At 53.3% G+C, this 18,264-nt stretch carries 16 protein-coding genes; 12 read left to right on the plus strand and 4 right to left on the minus strand.

Annotated elements, in window-relative coordinates; genetic code table 11:
* Positions 1-156 precede the first annotated feature (156 nt).
* Positions 157-1,557 carry a class I SAM-dependent RNA methyltransferase gene (locus tag LF95_RS01625; RefSeq protein ID WP_073954762.1) on the plus strand — a complete coding sequence of 467 codons (1,401 nt, stop codon included), beginning with the start codon at positions 157-159 and terminating at the stop codon, positions 1,555-1,557.
* A 105-nt stretch (positions 1,558-1,662) separates the two neighbouring features.
* Here the strand turns inward: LF95_RS01625 and LF95_RS01630 are convergent, their stop codons facing one another.
* Positions 1,663-2,163: an SH3 domain-containing protein gene (locus tag LF95_RS01630; protein WP_073953379.1), complete on the minus strand. Its 501-nt coding sequence runs from the start codon at positions 2,161-2,163 to the stop codon at positions 1,663-1,665.
* Between the two features lie 199 nt (positions 2,164-2,362).
* On the opposite strand from LF95_RS01630, the gene LF95_RS01635 reads away from it, so the two are divergent.
* The 7 genes from LF95_RS01635 to LF95_RS01675 all read left to right on the plus strand — a co-directional run bounded on the left by LF95_RS01635 (position 2,363) and on the right by LF95_RS01675 (position 7,595).
* Positions 2,363-3,349, plus strand: coding sequence for a 2-hydroxyacid dehydrogenase (locus tag LF95_RS01635; protein ID WP_073953380.1), 987 nt, complete (start codon positions 2,363-2,365; stop codon positions 3,347-3,349).
* A 231-nt stretch (positions 3,350-3,580) separates the two neighbouring features.
* Positions 3,581-3,928, plus strand: coding sequence for a zinc-ribbon domain and TM2 domain-containing protein (locus tag LF95_RS01645; RefSeq protein WP_252509623.1), 348 nt, complete (start codon positions 3,581-3,583; stop codon positions 3,926-3,928).
* Between the two features lie 37 nt (positions 3,929-3,965).
* Positions 3,966-4,421 carry a TM2 domain-containing protein gene (locus tag LF95_RS01650; RefSeq protein WP_143181912.1) on the plus strand — a complete coding sequence of 152 codons (456 nt, stop codon included), beginning with the start codon at positions 3,966-3,968 and terminating at the stop codon, positions 4,419-4,421.
* 199 nt (positions 4,422-4,620) lie between these two features.
* The gene (locus LF95_RS01655) at positions 4,621-5,307 is read left to right on the plus strand and encodes a fumarylacetoacetate hydrolase family protein (RefSeq protein ID WP_073953383.1); all 687 of its coding nucleotides are present in this window, start codon (positions 4,621-4,623) and stop codon (positions 5,305-5,307) included.
* A 20-nt stretch (positions 5,308-5,327) separates the two neighbouring features.
* Positions 5,328-6,125 carry an exodeoxyribonuclease III gene (xth, locus tag LF95_RS01660; RefSeq protein WP_073953384.1) on the plus strand — a complete coding sequence of 266 codons (798 nt, stop codon included), beginning with the start codon at positions 5,328-5,330 and terminating at the stop codon, positions 6,123-6,125.
* 265 nt (positions 6,126-6,390) lie between these two features.
* Positions 6,391-7,203, plus strand: a complete 813-nt coding sequence (locus tag LF95_RS01670; RefSeq protein WP_073953386.1) for an AsmA family protein — start codon at positions 6,391-6,393, stop codon at positions 7,201-7,203.
* Between the two features lie 194 nt (positions 7,204-7,397).
* Positions 7,398-7,595 carry a proteolipid membrane potential modulator gene (locus LF95_RS01675; protein WP_073954764.1) on the plus strand — a complete coding sequence of 66 codons (198 nt, stop codon included), beginning with the start codon at positions 7,398-7,400 and terminating at the stop codon, positions 7,593-7,595.
* An 86-nt stretch (positions 7,596-7,681) separates the two neighbouring features.
* On the opposite strand, the gene LF95_RS01680 is transcribed toward LF95_RS01675, so the two are convergent.
* Complete coding sequence (locus tag LF95_RS01680; RefSeq protein ID WP_083607456.1) at positions 7,682-9,007, minus strand: deoxyguanosinetriphosphate triphosphohydrolase; 1,326 nt, start codon at positions 9,005-9,007, stop codon at positions 7,682-7,684.
* A gap of 312 nt (positions 9,008-9,319) precedes the next feature.
* Between LF95_RS01680 and LF95_RS01685 the strand changes: the two genes are divergently transcribed.
* Positions 9,320-11,026, plus strand: coding sequence for a methyl-accepting chemotaxis protein (locus LF95_RS01685; RefSeq protein WP_073953387.1), 1,707 nt, complete (start codon positions 9,320-9,322; stop codon positions 11,024-11,026).
* 86 nt (positions 11,027-11,112) lie between these two features.
* Here the strand turns inward: LF95_RS01685 and htpG are convergent, their stop codons facing one another.
* Positions 11,113-12,996: a molecular chaperone HtpG gene (gene htpG, locus LF95_RS01690; protein WP_073953388.1), complete on the minus strand. Its 1,884-nt coding sequence runs from the start codon at positions 12,994-12,996 to the stop codon at positions 11,113-11,115.
* 260 nt (positions 12,997-13,256) lie between these two features.
* On the opposite strand from htpG, the gene LF95_RS01695 reads away from it, so the two are divergent.
* Positions 13,257-13,580 carry an HPF/RaiA family ribosome-associated protein gene (locus tag LF95_RS01695; protein ID WP_073953389.1) on the plus strand — a complete coding sequence of 108 codons (324 nt, stop codon included), beginning with the start codon at positions 13,257-13,259 and terminating at the stop codon, positions 13,578-13,580.
* Between the two features lie 155 nt (positions 13,581-13,735).
* Here LF95_RS01695 and LF95_RS01700 read toward each other — a convergent pair whose 3' ends face one another.
* The gene (locus LF95_RS01700; protein WP_073953390.1) at positions 13,736-14,371 is read right to left on the minus strand and encodes an NADPH-dependent FMN reductase; all 636 of its coding nucleotides are present in this window, start codon (positions 14,369-14,371) and stop codon (positions 13,736-13,738) included.
* Between the two features lie 92 nt (positions 14,372-14,463).
* Here LF95_RS01700 and soxR point away from each other — a divergent pair, with 92 nt between their 5' ends.
* Both soxR and LF95_RS01710 read left to right on the plus strand, forming a co-directional pair.
* Positions 14,464-14,958, plus strand: a complete 495-nt coding sequence (soxR, locus tag LF95_RS01705; protein WP_073953391.1) for a redox-sensitive transcriptional activator SoxR — start codon at positions 14,464-14,466, stop codon at positions 14,956-14,958.
* A 158-nt stretch (positions 14,959-15,116) separates the two neighbouring features.
* On the plus strand, positions 15,117-18,032 hold the full coding sequence (locus LF95_RS01710) for a helicase-related protein (RefSeq protein ID WP_073953392.1): 2,916 nt from the start codon (positions 15,117-15,119) through the stop codon (positions 18,030-18,032).
* The last annotated feature ends 232 nt before the right edge of the window (positions 18,033-18,264 follow it).

The following is an 18,264-nucleotide window of genomic DNA, read 5'->3' on the forward strand; positions in this document are numbered from 1 at the left end:
TCGTTCTTATTGCGGGTGATCCACCCTAGGCAGAACTGTTGTGAACCCCTATAACGGGGCGGCATTTTCCGGCCTATGAATGCACTGGAAGTGAGCCGCTTTATTTTGGTGGCCGCCGGGCCATATACTGGTTCATCCCGCAAAAGAGATATCGACATGAAAAACCGTTCGCGCAATTTTCGTTCCCGTCCCGGGCGTCGTGGCACCGCACCGCGCCGCGATCCGATGATCGGTAAAGAAGTGGATGTGCGCATTGCCGATATTGGTGCGCGCGGCGATGGCCTGGCCGAAACCGCCGCGATTGATGGCAAATCGGTGCTGGTTTATGTCGATGGGGTTTTGCCTGGCGATGAAGTGCGCGTCAAGTTGCGGCAAAAGCGCGGGGATGGTTATGGGGCCGAGGTGTTGGCCGTTCATGCCCGCCCTGTTGCCCATGCCGACGCGAAATGCCCCCATTATGAAAAATGCGGTGGCTGTTCGTTGCAGCATGTACCAGACGATGATTATCGAAACTGGAAACGCCAGCGGGCCGTCCAGGCGGTGGTACGGGCCGGTGTTTCAGATCGTGCCGAGGCAGAAATGCTGGTTGGGGCGCTTGAAACATCCCCGCCCTCAAGCCGCCGTCGGGCGGATTTTTCGGTGATTTCCACACAGGATGGTGTGTTTGTTGGTTATGCCGAACGGTTCAGCCATCATATTGTCAATGTGCCGGGCTGTGCGGTTTTATTGCCGGAAATTGTTGAATTTCGTAATCACTGCCAGTCATTTCTGGAAAGTCTGCCGCGTGAAAGTGCCGGCATTGTCAAAAGTATTGTTATCAATGCCGCCGATAACGGGCTTGATGTGGTGATTTCCGCCAGCGCCGAGCCGGACCTGGACTTGCGCCAGGGGTTGGCGGAACTGGCCGAGTATGTGGATCTGGCACGTATTGCCTGGAAAACCGGCGATAACCCGACCGAACCATTGGCCCAGCGTCGTGTTCCCGAAGTCCATTTTGCTGGGGTTGCGGTGCCTGTTCCCGCCGGTGGTTTTTTGCAGGCGACCCATCAGGGGGAAACGGCCTTAACGGCTGCTATGGCGGATGCCCTGGCACATATTCCGGCCCGCCAGGTCATTGATTTGTTTTGCGGGATCGGCAGTTTTACCTTTCCGTTGGCCTTGCGGGGGGATCGTCGTCGGGTTTTGGCCGTTGAGGGCGATGTCAATGCTGTGCAGGCCTTGCAATATGCCGTTGGTCGTGCCGCCGCCCCGATCGAGGTTTCCCGGCGCGATCTGTTTCGTCAGCCGCTTGATGCGGATGATCTGAAAAATGCCGATGTTGTTGTGTTTGACCCGCCGCGCGCCGGGGCGCTAGCCCAATGCGAAATTCTGGCCGACTTTGGCCCGGAATGGATTTTGGCGGTGTCGTGCAACCCGGCAACCTTTGCCCGCGATATTCGCCTGTTGCGCAATGGCGGCTATGAATTGCAAAAGGTGGTGCCGGTGGACCAGTTTTTATGGTCAGCCCATCTGGAATTGTTTGCCGTTTTGCGCCGCGCATTACCCGCTGCGGCCTGAAATGGCAGAAACTGGGGTTTAGCAAACTGGGCAGGCCCGACGCAGTGTGTTGACGTTACCGACAGGCCAGCGCCCAGACCCGACGACTGATGCGGGCTTATTGGCTTATTCTATGGCCTCGTTGTCATATACGCCCCAGATACCCTCGCGCTGAACCCAGCCTTCATAGTCCTGAAACTGGATCTGGCACCAGTCAACGCCTTTGGGGCAGGTCTCGACTTTGCCAACAACGCCGTTTTTGACCAGGGCAATGCGGCGCGCACTTTTGTCCGCAGCGGCATACATGGTAATTTCGTCGCCGGTCACAATTACATAGCGGGTCCCGATCAGCAGGCTTTGATGCACCCAGCCTTCGCTGCCTTCCCAGTCCCGCACTTTGCGCCAGGTGTCAAATTCCGAAACCACCTCCATCGGCAGGTGGCTGCGTTGATAAATCCAGACTTTGGGATAGCGCAGGCCGGGCCCGGAACGCAGATGGACCTTGTCGGACCGCAACGCAACAAAACGCGGGATCGGCAGGCCCGATTCCTGTGCGATGGCGAAATTCGGCAGTAAAAATCCGCAAAGAACGATCAGTGAAAGGAGCTTTCGCATCCTGACGGGCATGGGGGTGGTTCCCTTTTCGTGGTCTGGTACCCGACTTTATGGTCAAAATCGGATATGTAAGAAATAAAATTACAAAAAAGGCGTCAAAATTCTTGCTTTCGTACCTTGGGCCGTGGCATCACTGCAATGCGGCAAGATGTAAATAATCCATACCTGATTTTGCCAGCAAAAGAGTTAAAAGACCGCATAGGATCGGCAGATGACCAAGAAAAAGCCCCTCGTCATCGTGACCCGCAAGTTGCCGGAAGCGATTGAAACCCGCATGATGGAACTGTTCGACAGCCGCCTCAACATCGACGATACGCCGATGGACAAGGCGGCCCTGATCGACGCGGTGAAACATGCCGATGTATTGGTTCCCACCGTAACCGACCGGATTGACGCTGCGGTATTGGCACATGCCGGGCCGAACCTGCGGCTGATTGCCAATTTTGGCAATGGCATTGACCATCTTGACCTGCAAACGGCCCGCCAGCGCGGCATTACGGTCACCAACACGCCCGATGTTCTGACCGAAGATACCGCCGATATGACAATGGGCTTGATCCTGTCGGTATCGCGCCGTGTTGGCGAGGGGGAACGCCTGATCCGTTCTGGCGACTGGAATGGCTGGGGACCAACCCTGATGCTGGGGCATCGTATTTGGGGCAAAAGGCTGGGCATTGTGGGCATGGGCCGCATTGGCCGGGCACTGGCACGCCGGGCAAAGGGCTTTGGCCTGTCGGTGCATTATCACAATCGCCGCCGGGTCCATCCCGACATTGAAGAAGAACTTGATGCCACCTATTGGGAAAGCCTGGACCAGATGCTGGCCCATGTCGATGTGGTGTCGGTCAATTGCCCGCACACACCGGCCACTTATCATTTGCTTTCAGCACGGCGGTTAAAGCTGCTGCAGCCCCATGCCATTCTGGTGAATACCGCGCGCGGTGAAATTGTCGATGAAATGGCGCTGACACGAATGCTGGCCAATCAGGAAATTGCGGGCGCGGGCCTGGATGTATTTGAACATGAACCGGCCGTGAACCCGAAACTGATCGAACTGAACAACGCGGTATTATTGCCGCATATGGGCTCTGCAACCATCGAGGGTCGGGTTGATATGGGCGAAAAGGTGCTGATCAATATCAAAACCTTTGTCGATGGTCATACTCCGCCAGACCGCGTAATTGAAGGGTTGTTGTAACCGCGGCACTTAATATATTCCGGTTTTACGAAAAACCTGCCGCTCTGTGAGTTGGCAGGTTTTTGTCTGGTGCGTACAGATTTTTATACTTTAAATCAGTGCTGAGAGATTTCTTCTCCTGCAAAAGTATAGATTCCCAAAATGTAGCTTGTTTTTCAAACAATAATTGTTGTTTATTCCCCTCCGAAAACAAGGTTGGGGCTCCCATGTTTATTGATTTTTCCGGTGAATGTGGCAGTCGATTTCAGAAGTATTAAAGAAAATAAGAAGGAACGACACGTGATTTATTGCACCTCTTGCGGAACCGAGATGTCGGAAGCTGCTGTTGCCTGTCCGAAATGCGGACAACCCAATTCGCTTGCTGATGGGCCTGTTTCCCCCAAAGGATTCGTCCCGACATTGCTGCTTTGCCTTTTCCTGGGCGTTTTTGGTATTCATCGGTTTTATGTCGGCAAAATCGTGACCGGGATTCTGATGATTTTGACCTTTGGTGGCTTCGGGATCTGGTCGTTTATCGATCTGATCATGATTGTTGTTGGCAGCTTCCGCGACAAAAATGGCCTGCCGGTTAAACGATAGGTTTTTTGGCCGTTTCGTTTAAGTTCAGGTGAAGACAATGGATGAGTCGAACGAAACAAGTAGCGTGCCCGATTTGCTCGCAAAGCGTGAAAAAAGCAAGTTTTGCGCCAAGTGCGGGCAAGGAATGCCAATGGAAGCACAGGCTTGTCCGACATGCGGGCATCCGTGTTCCTTGCCGCCTTCCGACGCTGCTCGGCATTCAAATGACATCAGCAAAAAGAAATTCGGTACTGCCGTGGCATTATGCGGGGTGTTCGGCATATTGGGCATCCACCATTTCTATCTTGGGAACATTTTGCACGGTATTGCGGACTTTTTGTTATGTGTTGTCGCCATTACCTGTTTTGTCAGCAATGATCCGTCCCTCGTGCCAATCGGGTTACTTTTGCTGTTGATCGATTTTGGTCACACTTTTTGGGTCATGGTCCGGTTATTTACCGGCAAGACCCGGGATGGTCTGGGTAAGCTGGTGGTGTATCCCGGACAAATATGATTTTTGACCGGGGCCAGGCATTCACACAAAAAAGCACTTCGTCTTTGGCGGGGTGCTTTTTTGTTTTGCACGATCGTTCAGATGCCACCTGCTGACACATCCTGACAGGGGAATATGAAATTTGCGTGTTGCGCCATTTCCTTTTGCAGCGTGCTTCGCTATCACTGGGGCATAAACCTCTTTCAGGGAGTTCCCCCAAATGGCCTATTTGTTTGCGCCTGCCGACCCCACGACTGTGCCGGTTACTGGCAGTGATGATGTTTTTCCGGTAAGCCGTATTTTTTGTATCGGCAAAAATTATGCCGATCATGTCCGTGAAATGGGGTCCGACCCGGCAAGCACGCCGCCCTGTATTTTTATGAAGCCTGCGAATTGCCTTAAGGTCGGTGATGGTGACCTTGCCTATCCTTCCGCGACCAAAGATTTGCATTATGAAGGTGAATTGGTGGTGGCCCTGGCAAAGGGCGGCAAGAACCTTGATCGTGCGGCAGTTGAAGAGGCCATTTTTGGCTATGCCTGTGGCCTGGATATGACCCGCCGCGATGTGCAAAGCGACCTTAAAGAACGGCGGTTGCCCTGGGATATGGGAAAATCGTTTGATGATTGCGCCGCCATTTCCGCCATCCGCCCCAAGGCCGAATGTGGTACCCCTGCCAATGCCAATTTGAAGCTGTCGGTAAATGGGGAAGTGCGGCAGAACGACACCACGGCCAAAATGATTTGGCCGGCAATTGATGCGCTGGTACATCTTTCCACCCTGATCGAACTTCGTGCTGGCGACCTGCTCTATACCGGCACACCCGAAGGTGTTGGTGCCGTTTCCAACGGGGATCGCATGGATGTTGTGATCGAAAATGTCGGTTCCCTGTCAGTGACCCTGAAATAACCCAAGAAACGGAGCCGGTTTTGAAAATTGTAAGCTGGAATATTAATTCGGTACGTTTGCGCATTGACCAGGTGACGCAGTTTCTGCGTGACCAGCAACCCGATGTGCTGTGCCTTCAGGAACTGAAATGCCCCGACGAACATTTCCCCCACGAGGCCTTTGAGGCACTTGGTTACAAGCATCGCCATGTGCATGGCATGAAATCCTATAACGGGGTTGCCATTCTCTCCAAACTGCCCTTTACCAATACTGAAATCAAACATTTCTGCGCCAAGGAAGATCGTCGCCATTGCATGGCCGCGTTTGAAAATGGCGTTGAAGTGCATAATTTTTATATCCCGGCTGGTGGTGACGAACCCGACCCCGCCATTAACGACAAGTTTGCCCACAAGCTGTCTTTCTTGCAGGAAATGACGCAATGGTGGACGGAACGCCTGCAGGGTGGTGCCGGTCGCAAGGCGGTGCTGGTGGGGGATTTTAACATTGCCCCGTCGGAATTTGACGTCTGGTCGCACAAGCAGCTTTTGAAAGTTGTCAGTCACACCCCGGTCGAGGTTGAGGCACTGGAGCTGTTTCGTAAAAGCGGCGACTTTATTGATGCCGTTCGCGAAATCTACCCGGAACCGGAAAAGCTTTATAGCTGGTGGAGCTATCGTTCCCGCGATTGGCGCCAGTCCAACAAGGGGCGTCGCCTTGATCATGTCTGGATGACACCGGAAATGGCCGGTTCGGTTGCGAAGGCATCGGTATATGACACCGCGCGTGACTGGGTGAAGCCATCTGACCATGCACCGGTGATTGTTGAATTCAAAATTTGATCACGGTGCGGGTGGCTTGTTTCCCGGCTTGTTTTGCGGCCTCTCATACGCGGTGAAGCGGTAAAACAGGCATAGCTGTTCTATTGGCACAGGCGGAGTATCTGCTTGATAAAGGCGAATTTTTCTTCCGCCTGTGCCTGTTTTATGGGAAACTTCGCCCGGTTCGTGGGGATCATATCATTATTGACGATGGGCAGTTCTGGCGCGCGGGTGATCCCGGGGGCGGACTGCTTTGTTCGTTTTATCCGGAAGTGGGAACAGTGAGATGCGCAAAATCCTGATAGGCCTGACGGTCATTGTTTTGATCGTTGTCGGGTTTCTGGTTTATGTTTATGCCAATCTCGACTCGATCGTGAAATCGACAATCGAGGATGCCGGAACCCGCGTGACCCAGGCGGATGTAACGGTTGATAAGGTTAAAATCGAAACCACACAAAATACTGCACGCATTACCGGGCTTAAAATTGGCAATCCGACCGGATTTTACAGTGATTATGCCTTTTCGCTGGGCGATATATCGGTTGTGATTGACGGGGCATCGTTGACCAGCCCGGTTATTCATGTCGAAAAGGTCGTGATTGATGCGCCCGCCATTACCTATGAGGTCGGCGACAAGACATCCAATATCGCAACGATCCAGCGTAATGTTGAAAGTTTCATTAGTCGGGTTTCTGGCCCAGCCGGTGAAAATGCCACCAAGGATGCCAAGGAAATTAATCAGGAACAGGAAGGTACCCGTGTTGTGATTGATAATGTTTTTATCAATAACGGTTCGGTTGCTATTTCGGCCAGTTTCCTAGGCGGTAAAAAGCTCTCGACGTCGCTCCCTGATTTGCACCTGAAAGACATTGGCCGTGATAATAATGGCGCAACCCCGGCCCAGGTGGCCGAGGAAATCCTCTCTGCCATTAACACCGCTGTTATCAAATCGGTATCGCAGTTGAATATGGATGGCTTGATGCAGGGGGTGGGTAACTTGGGCAAAAGCCTTGGCGAAGGCGGCAGCGGCCTTAAAGGCGGGGCAGATGCCGTAGGCAATGCGGTTAAGGGGCTGTTTGGCAGCGATACGTCGAAATAGTCAAGTTTGGTGGCTAACATGCTGCCATAAATGTTGAAATTGCCCTGCCAGTCCCGCAAATCCGTCGTAAACTTGCCTGAATTTATTTGTTATAGTCCGTTATGCGGGATTGACCGTCAGACAAGGTTGCGCCAGCGGTTTTGCGATGAACTGTTTGGATGGTTTGCCATCCGTCCGAAAACAAGGAAAATGAAATGCGTTTGCTAATTGCAATTCTGTTGCCCTGGCTTCTGTTCTTTACCATTGGCCGGCCCATTGCCGGTGTTATCTGCCTGATTTTGCAGCTTACCGTTGTTGCATGGATTGTGGCGGCCATTTGGGCCGTTTATGCCCTAAGCCAGTATAACACGGACAAGAAAATCAATTCGGCGATGGGCAATAGAACCTTTTAAGCCAGCCTGGCCGTTATTTGATCGTGTAACCGGCACAGGTTTTCTGTGCCGGTTTTTTTATTAAACGCGCCGGTTTCGGGCGTTGTTTATCGGCCTTGTGACCCCCCAATGTCCCGGGTCAGGCGTGCGGCAAAGTCGTCTGTCATGCCGGAAATATAATCCAGAATGAACAGATAAAGGCTGTAAAGATTGCCGCCGATGGGCATGTCGTCGCGGCCAATCAGTTCGCGCACACGCGCGGTTCGATAGCTGATATCGGCTTCGCTTTGCGCCTGGTGCAGTTCCAGGGCCGCGCGGCAAAAGGTATCAAGCAGCACTTCAATACAGGCAAAGGCACCAACCTCGATCTGGACCTTGCGCCGGTTTAATATGATTTGCTGTTCGGAAAAGGCCTTGGCCCGCAGGATCATGTCGTTATAGGGACCCTCCACGTAATTCAGAATATCCCCGGCCAGTTCACCTGCCAGAAGCTCTTCTTCATGAGCGAGAAATGCCTCGCTAATCGCGGCAAGAAGACCGGTCATGATGCGGCCACGCAGGAAGTTCATTTTACGGCTGATGCTGGTTTCACGGTGATATTCAGCGGGAATATCGTCGATGCAGGGCATGATCAGATTTTCAAAAACCTGAAAATCTACCAATTCCAGTTCAATGCCATCTTCGATATCGATCAGGGCATAACAAATATCGTCAGCCGCCTCGACCAGGTAAACCAGCGGGTGACGGGCATAACAATTCTCACCGCGTTCCAAAAGGCCAGTGACGTCGGCAACCTGGGACAGCAAGGGGGTTTCCTGTTGAAAGGCCCCAAATTTGCGCTTTTCCGGAAAGGGGCTGTTAATTGCCGTCCAGGGATATTTCACAAAGCTTGCCAGGGTCGCGTAGGTCAGGCGCATGCCGCCATCATGCAGGCCGGTGCGTTTGTTGGTCAGCAGGCGAAATCCCTGGGCATTGCCTTCAAAGGTTAAAAGATCGGCGCGTTCGCCCTCTGTCAGCGGGGCGAGAAATTTCGGGTCGGCCTCGGCAAACCATTGGCGGATGGCATATTCACCGGCATGGCCGAAAGGCGGATTGCCAATATCGTGGGCAAGGGCCGCGGCCTGAATAATTGCGGCCAGATGGTCCGCCTCGACATGGTCGGGCAGGTGTCCTTTTTCTGCCAGTTGATGCCCCACCATCAAGCCCATCGACCGCCCTACGCACGAAACTTCAAGGCTGTGGGTAAGGCGGGTGTGGATATTGTCATTTTCGGGCAGGGGATGAACCTGTGTTTTGCGTTGCAGGCGCCGGAACGCAGCGGAAAAAATGATGCGGTCATAATCCTTGTGAAAATCCGACCGACCGAATGTGCCGACACTGGAATGCCGTGACCCAAGCCGGGCCGGAGAGAGCAGTTGCTGCCAGTTCATCATGTTTTAAGGCCCCTGTTCCGGGTTAGGCGCGGTTGGGTTTGTGCGCTTGTTTTAAGCAGGAACCGGTCAATAGTCCATGAGGATATAAAAATCCCTTTATTACAGTTGATTACCGGATTCGGGTTGATGAAAGGCCGTGTTTGGTTGTTCGAAGTAAACTATACGAAGGGCGGTTGAGTGTTTTACAAATATATCAAACTTTAGTATATGATGGGTTTGTTGGGTGATACCTTGGTATGTATCACTTCTTTCCGATCCTACCCTCATAACGCGAAACTGTGGGGTGGACTTTGCGTTTGCAGGATGAACGAAATGCGTAAACTCAATTTTTCTAATCTTAAAACCAAAACCAAATTTCTTATCGGGTTTTGTTTTCCTCTTTTGTTTCTCGTCGTTGTTGGGGGCGTGGCGATTAACAGCCTTGAAAAACTGACGGTTTCTAACGAATGGGTTAACCATACTTATGAAGTTTTGTCCGTATCGGACTCCATTGTGGCGTCGGCGGTGGATATGGAAACCGGGATGCGGGGCTATCTGCTAGCCGGCGATGAGGCTTTTCTGGAACCCTACAAAAAGGGCGAAGTGAAGACCTATCAAAGAATAGACGTCTTAAAGCAGAAAGTGAGCGATAATCCGAAGCAAGTGGCGCGTCTTGACCAGGTTGCCGGGATTTTGAAAGCCTGGCAGGCGAAGGTGACCGAGCCTTATATCAAATTACGCAGTGAAGTCGGAAACGGCAAAACAATGGATGACATTGCCCGTCTGGTCGGGGAAGCGCAGGGTAAGCAGTATTTCGACAAATTCCGTCAGATCATGGCTGACTTCAATGCGGAAGAAAGCCAGCTGATTGATGTACGCAAGGCAGAAAACACCGAAACTGTCAGCCAGGCTCACATTGTTATTATTTCCAGCATTGTGATTGCGTTGGTCGCAGGGGTTGGTCTGTCGCTGCTGATTGGCAATGGCATTGCAGGGCCGATTAACCGGATGACGGCGGCGATGGGAAAACTGGCAAACGGTGATTTGTCGGTGGACATTAACGGCCGTGATCGTGGCGATGAAATTGGTGATATGGCCCGTGCCACCCAGGTTTTCAAAGAAAACGCACAAAAAATGGAAGTTCTGCAAAAAGAGCAGGCGGAAAGTGAAAAACGTGCAGCCGAGCGGCAAAAGGCAGCCATGAACAAAATGGCGGACGAGTTTGAAGCAACGGTTCGCAAGGTGGTGGATAATGTGTCCAGTGCCGCCCAGCAGATGCAAACCAATGCCGGCAGTCTTTCTGCAATTGCCGAGGAAACCAACCGCCAGTCCGTATCGGTTGCTGCCGCAACAGAACAGGCGAGCGCAAACGTTCAGTCGGCCGCATCCGCGACTGAGGAACTGTCCGTATCGATTAACGAAATCAACCAGCAGATCGACGGGGCATCACAATTGGCCCAGGACGCGTCGCAGGAAGTTGACAAAACCAACGAAACGATGGTGTCGTTACAGGAAAGCGTTGAACAGATTGGCAATGTGGCGTCCCTGATCGAGGATATTGCCTCTCAGACCAACCTTTTGGCACTGAACGCAACCATCGAAGCCGCGCGCGCCGGTAATGCCGGCAAGGGATTTGCTGTTGTTGCCAACGAGGTGAAAAACCTTGCGTCGCAGACGGCCAAGGCAACCCAGGAAATTTCCGGTCAGATTACGGAAATGCAAAGCCGTGCCGATGTTTCGATCAATGCGGTCCAAACCATTCGCACGATGGTGCGCCAGATCAGCGAGCGTGCCTCGACCGTAGCCGTAGCGGCCCGCGAACAGACCGTGGCGACCAATGAAATTTCGCGCAACGTTCAGGAAGCCGCACAAGGCACCAACCAGGTGTCATCCAGCATCACGGACGTGACCCAGGCATCAAACGAAACCGGGTCCATGTCCAATCAGGTGTTGTCGGCTGCAAATGAATTGGGCGCGCAGGCGGAACTTCTCAGACAGGAAGTCGATCAGTTCGTTCAGCGCGTGCGTGGTTCTGCCTGATCGGATTGGATGGCATTAAAAAAGAGGCAGCCCGTTATGGTGCGGGCTGCCCCTTTTTATTGGTCCATCGCCTTTTTACAGGCCTTTTAAAGTCCTTTTTCCATCACGCTGTCCAGGCGACGGGCAAAGGCAACCGGGTCGGGCAGGGCTTCGCCTTCCAGAATGCGCGCCTGATCGAGCAAAAGCTGGGCGGCATCTTCCAGAACCGGGGCCTTGGCATCGGTCTTTGCCAGGTCTGAAAGTTTGCGGATCAGGCTGTGTTTCGGGTTGATTTCCAGGATACGTGCGCTGACGTCATCAACACGGTTATGCTGTTTCATCAGCCGTTCCATCCGCAGGTCCATGTCGGTTTCATCGGCAATCAGGCAGCAGGCCGAACTGGTCAAACGGTCCGATTCGCGCACATCCTTCACACTGGTGCCCAGCGCAATCTTGATGGCGGCAATCAGGGTATCAAGATCGGCGTCACTCACCGCCTTGTCCTCGGCATCGTCCTTTTTGTCGTCGCTGGCATCATCGGCTTTGACGTCATTCAAATCGGCACCCCCACGGGTAACAGATTTAAAGTCTTTTTCGTCAAACTGGCCAACAGACGGCATCCAGAATTCATCAACCGGGTCGGTCAGAAGCAGCACTTCGACGCCCTTGGCGTCAAAACCTTCAAGTTGCGGGCTGCGGCGCAGGGCATCCACATCTTCACCGCTAATGTAATAGATGGCCTTCTGGCCTTCTTTCATGCGGCTGACATAGTCTTCCAGGCTGGTCCAGCCATCGACCTTCGATGATTTGAACCGTGCCAGTTTCAGGATGCGGTCACGATTGGCATAGTCTTCGTAAAGGCCTTCCTTAACGACAGAACCAAAGGCTTCCCAGAAGGTGTTGTATCCTTCAACATCCTTTTTGGCGCTGCTTTCAAGCTCGGAAAGCAGTTTTTTGGTCAGGCCATTTTTGATTTTGGTCAGCAGCGGATGGTCCTGCAGCATTTCGCGCGACACGTTCAGCGGCAGGTCCTGGCTATCGACCACACCCGAAACAAATCGCAGCCAAGGCGGTAGCAACTCATCAGCCCCTTCGGTGATGAAAACCTTGCGGACATAAAGTTTCAGATGGCCCTTGCGTGACGGATCATAAAGGTCAAACGGGCGCATGGTCGGAATGTAGAGCAGGCCGGTATATTCAATTGCACCCTCCGCCTGATAGTGGATGGTTTTCCACGGTTCATCAAAGGCGTGGGCGCTGTGCTTGTAGAATTCCTTGTATTGCTCGTCGGTGATTTCCGATTTCGGGCGGGTCCAAAGGGCCGAGGCCTCATTCAGGGTTTCATCCTCGCCGTCTGCTTTCATCAGCACAACCGGAATGCCGATATGGTCGGAATAGGTTTTGACGATGTGGCGCAGGCGGTATTCTTCGGTGAAATCCTTGGCATCATCATTCAGATGCAGGGTGATTTGCGTGCCGTGACCTTCCATTTCGGCTTCGGCGATGGTGTATTCACCCTTGCCATCCGATGTCCATTTCCAGGCCTGGTCTTCACCCGCTTTTTTGGTGGTGACTTCAACCTTGCCTGCCACCATGAAGGCCGAATAAAAGCCGACACCAAACTGGCCGATCAGATCGACGCTTTTTTTTTCGTCTTTTGCCTGGCTCATGGCCTCGACAAATTTGGCCGTCCCGGAATTGGCAATCGTCCCGAGATTTTCCACCAGGTCGGTTTTGTTCATGCCAATGCCATTATCGATAATGGTCAGGACATTACGAACATTGTCCGTCATCAGGCGAATTTTGAATTCACTGTCCCCGGCAAGCAGTTCGGGCTTGCCAATGGCTTCATAGCGCAGCTTGTCACACGCATCGGATGCGTTGGAAATGAGCTCGCGCAGGAAGATGTCCTTGTTGGAATAAAGCGAGTGGACAACGATGTCGAGAAGGCGGCTGACCTCCGCCTCGAACCGCATTTTTTCTTCCGTCATGACCTCTGTTTTCTCCTTTGGGATCAATGGACTTGCCATCACTTTACGAGGATAAAAATATATATCTCGCGACCGCAGTGTGCTTGATATGCGTCAACACATCTTGCAGCGCAAGCCCTGTATCCTACATCTAAAGGAACACGGTTTTTCCCGGCACCCGCAAAACGGTGTCGATCCTGCCCCGGGATGGGCAACATCCCGGATAAAAATGCAAGGTATCATACCTTGTGAACGTCCAAGGCTTAAACAGGAGGCCATAAATGAAGGTTCCCGTGCAAATCACCTATCGTGATGTTGATCAGTCCGATGCGCTTGACGAGCGTATCCGTTTCAAGGTGGAGAAACTGGAAGAAACCTTCGACCGGATGACATCGTGTCATGTGGTTATTGAAAAACCCCATTCCTCCCGTGCCCGCCCGCTATATTCGGTGCATTTCGGCATTAATGTTCCGGGCAAGGAAATCATGGTCAAGCGTGACAGTGCGGATCACGCCCATGAGGATGTCTATATCGCCCTTAAAAACAGCTATCAGGCGGCCCGTCGCCAGCTTAAGGACTATGCCGAAAAAATGCGCAACCACTAAACCGGTTGGCATCTGGATCATTCCCTAACGGGTGTTGAAAGGACAGGGGCGGCGGTCATGCCGCCCCATTGTTGTTTTTGGGGGATATATTCTGTGGGCGGCCCGTCGGGGTTGCAAAGGCCTGGGATAACGGGTTTGGGTGATGGATGTGCCCATCAGGCAAACTGGTTGTGCAAGGTGCTGGTCAGTCCCGGTGTTGCCCGGGTTTCGGTCATGGTGGATTGTTCAAGTGTTCGCATGGGAAGGCGTGCCTCGCGTAGGGCACGGGCCCACCATTTCAGGTCGGCAAGCTGCTTTTGTGCGGCCAGCTTGGCATTTGCCAAATCATAGGGGCGGCCATGATCGTCAAAACATTCCCATACATTGGCAAAGCTGACGGTCTCGCGGATGGTGGCGACATGCAGTTCGCCAAAAACGCTACGCAATTGTTCGGCGGCACGTAATCCGCCGGAAATACCGCCATAGGTGACAAATCCTGCGGGTTTGCGACGCCATTCCTCCCGTGCCGAATCGATCAGCAATTTCAGTTCACCGGTAAAGCTATGGTTATATTCCGGCGTGACAATCAGATAGGCATCCGCCTCGGCAATGGCAGGGCGAATTTGGCTGCTGGTGGGGCAGTTGTGCCGGCCACCTTGCGGGGCATGTTTGATCTGGGCGGGGTCGATGGTTTCAATCAGAAAATCACCGTCCTCCAGAATGATCGGAACCAGCCAGTTCACGATGGTGTCGCAAAATCGGCTTTTACCAGCACTGCCATAGACGATTGCCAGATTCAAACGTTCCATCATTGCATCCTCTGTTTTTGCTCAGGGATACTTTTTCTAAAACCTCAACATATATTCAGGTCAAGTGAATTATGTTTCTTGCGACAGGATAAAAAATGACCGAAGAAAAATCAGTATCTTGCCCCGCGGGTGGCGCGGTTTTATCGGTCGGTGAAGTGGCGGCCCGCACAGGGGTGGCGGTTTCCGCCATTCATTTTTATGAACGCCAGGGATTGATCCACAGCATCCGGACCCAGGGAAACCAGCGGCGTTTTAATCGTGGTGTTTTACGCCGGATCGGTATTATCAAGGTGGCACAGCGCACGGGCATTCCGTTAAATGAAATTCGCGAAGCCCTTTCCTGCTTACCGCTTGATCGCCCGCCAACGGCACGGGACTGGCGGCATTTGTCGTCGCGATGGCGCGATGATTTGAACACCCGTATTGAACAGTTGACCCGTCTGCGCGACCAGTTGGGGGCCTGCATCGGCTGCGGTTGTTTGTCGTTATCGGACTGTCCTTTGCGAAATCCCGATGATTATCTGGCCCGCGATGGGGCAGGGGCGCGGTTTTTGGAAGCCGGTGCCCATCATGATGACGGCGTGGCGTAACATATGCCTGGATGGGGTGGCCGGAGCGAAAAATACCCCATGATTGGGTGTTTTGCCCCGGCCAACGGGCTCAATGCTTGACTTCGACGGGGCAAAGTGTTGAAAAGCCCAGAGACCGGTGGTTACCGTATCCGGTAGCCGCCTGCTGGAAGAGTTTTATGCAGATTTCAACCCGATCAGGTCCCCGTATCCTTGCCGTTCTGGGGCCAACCAACACCGGCAAGACCCATCTGGCAATGGAACGGATGTTGGCACATACCACGGGTATGATCGGCTTTCCGTTGCGTCTGCTGGCGCGGGAAAATTATGATCGCGCTGTTGCCAAGGTTGGCAAGGGGGCCGTGGCCCTGATCACCGGGGAAGAACGCATTTTGCCGCCGCGTGCACGCTATTATTTGTGCACGGTCGAGGCCATGCCGGTGAATATGCCGGTCGATTTCATGGCGATTGATGAAATCCAGATGTGCGCGGACCCGGAACGCGGCCACGTTTTTACTGATCGTTTGCTGCATGCCCGCGGGCGCTACGAAACCATGTTTATGGGGGCGGCAACCATCCGCCCGGTGATTCGCCAGCTTGTCGATAATGTCGAATTTGACACAAGGGCGCGGTTTTCGACTCTCAGCTATTCCGGCCCTAAAAAAATTCAGCGATTGCCCGCGCAGTCCGCTGTGGTGACATTTTCCGCCCAGGAAGTCTATGCCGTGGCCGAACTGGTGCGCCGCCAGAAGGGCGGCGCGGCGGTGGTCTTGGGCGCGCTCAGCCCGCGCACCCGCAATGCCCAGGTCGAGATGTTTCAAAACGGCGATGTTGAACATCTGATCGCCACTGATGCCATTGGCATGGGGTTGAACCTGGATTTGCAGCATGTGGCCTTTGCCGCGCTGTCAAAGTTTGACGGGCAGTTTCATCGCAACCTGAGTGCTGCCGAAACCGCACAAATTGCCGGGCGTGCCGGGCGCCACATGAATGACGGCACCTTTGGCGTGACCGGAAACCTGAGCGGCATTGATCCCGATATTATCGAACAGATCGAGGCCCACGAATTTGAAGCGCTGACAAAGGTTTACTGGCGATCCGCCCGGCCCGATTTCCGGTCGGTTGAAGGATTGCAGAAATCATTGCGTCGCCTGCCCGATAACCCGATGCTGATCAGGGTGCGCGAGCCGGTTGACGAGATCATGCTTGATCATTTGTCGCATGCCGAAGACATAGCGCGCCTGACCCGTTCGCCAGATCGGGTACGGCTGTTATGGGAAGTTTGCCAGATTCCGGACTTCCGAAATATCCATACTGACGCCCATCCGCGCCTGCTTGCGTCCATCTACAAATTCCTTTGTCAGCCAAAAAGCAGGCTGCCAACGGACTGGATGGGCGAACAAGTCTTGCGTATGGATCGTTATGATGGTGATATTGACCAGTTATCTTCACGGCTCGCGGGGATTCGCGTCTGGACATATGTTTCGCACAAGCATAACTGGCTTGATGACGCGAATCATTGGCAGGAACGAACGCGCGCCATTGAGGATAAGCTGTCAGATGTGCTACATGAACGGTTGACCCAAAGGTTTGTGGATCGCCGGACCTCGGTTTTATTGAAAAGTCTCAAGGACAAGTCTGAACTCATGTCTACCATCACTGCGAATGGTGAAGTCCAGGTCGAAGGTGAATTCGTCGGCCGATTGGAAGGATTCCGTTTCATTGCCGATGAAACAGATGCCGCTTTTGAAGGCAAGGCAATTGCCAGTGCTGCCCGTCGCGCACTGAGCGGTGAAATTGCCCAGCGTGTCAAAACACTGGAAACCGACGAAGATAGCCAGTTCGCCGTGACAGGCAAACTGGTCATCCTGTGGAACGGTGCGCCGGTTGGAACACTGAAAAAGGGGGATACGGTTTTAAGCCCCGAAATCAGTGTCATCGACAGCGAATTTTTTGATGGTCCAACGCGCGAACGTGTTCGGACCCGGTTGCAGACATGGCTGAACAGCCATATCGAAACCCGTCTTAAAATGCTGACCCGCCTGCGCGATTGCCAGCTTACCGGTGCAATTCGTGGCCTTTTGTTCCAGTTGAACGAAGGTCTGGGCTGTGTGCCGCGTTCGGAACTTGAAAGCCTGATTAAGGATTTGAGTGACGAAGACCGCAAGGCGCTGGCAAAGTTGGGTGTGCGCCTGGGCGTGGAAACGGTTCATGTGCTTGATGCCTTGAAACCGGACCCTGTCGAACTGCGTGGCATTTTATGGGCCGTCTCGCGCGAGCTGGAAGAATTGCCCGAATTGCCGCCGGCAGGCCGCACCTCGGTTCCCAATGATCGCAGCAATTCGAAGGGCTTCTATCTGGCCGCTGGCTATATGCCGGTTGGTCCGCTTGCGGCCCGTGTTGACATGCTGGAGCGTTTTGCCGCCCTGTTGCGCCAGAAAGCCCGTGAAAACGATGGCAAGGTTCGCCCTGACCCCGATCTGCTCTCGCTTTTGGGCTGCACGGTTGAACAGGCCGAGGGCGTCTTTACAGCCCTTGGCTGGCGTGCCGAGATTGTGAAGGTTAAAAAGGTACCTGCTGTCGCTGCAGCACCTGCTGCCGAGGCTGCGGACAGTGCCGAAAATGCCAAAAGCGATGAAACGGCTGAAAATGCTGACGTTGCGGTTGGGGGCGACTCGGATGCTGTAGCTGTAACCGAAACACCGGTTGCGGCTGAGACGGCAAGTGCAGTGGAAGCACCGGCTGATGCCGCTGCGGAAGTGACCGAATCGGCTGATGCAGCCGCAAGCGGTGAAGACGAATATGAAGACGTTAAATTCTTCGTTCGTGTTGATCGTCGTAAACGGCATAACGCCGGTCAGAATGCCCGTGGTCCGCGTCATAACCAGCAGGCTGCTGCTGGTGAAGGTCGTGGTGCTGGCAATCGTGGTGGTCAGAAGGGTGGTCCGCGCCATGCCAAGGGGGGGCCGAAATCGGGTCCGAAGGGCAATGGTCCGCGTTCTGGTGGCAAACCACAATCGGCTGCCAAGAACAATCAGATCAACGAAGATTCTCCCTTCGCCAAATTGAAGGAAATGCTGGCTGCCAAAGGGTAATTCCTGTCAGTCATTCATGATCCGCTTTTCGGCCTGCTGTGGAAACGCAGCAGGCCGAACGTGTTTTTGAGGCGCAAAAGGCGTTGGGCCTTTTGGGGTATTTTCTTTTGTCATCATGCCTGGTCGAAATCCTTGACCGTAAAATCATTACGGCCTACGGATTTTTTGTTTGCTGGACCACAAATGATGTGGGGAAGAAGAATTATATGAAAAGAAATACGGTCTAGAAGCT

It is taken from the genome of Thalassospira sp. TSL5-1 (genome assembly GCF_001907695.1).
Taxonomy (GTDB): domain Bacteria; phylum Pseudomonadota; class Alphaproteobacteria; order Rhodospirillales; family Thalassospiraceae; genus Thalassospira.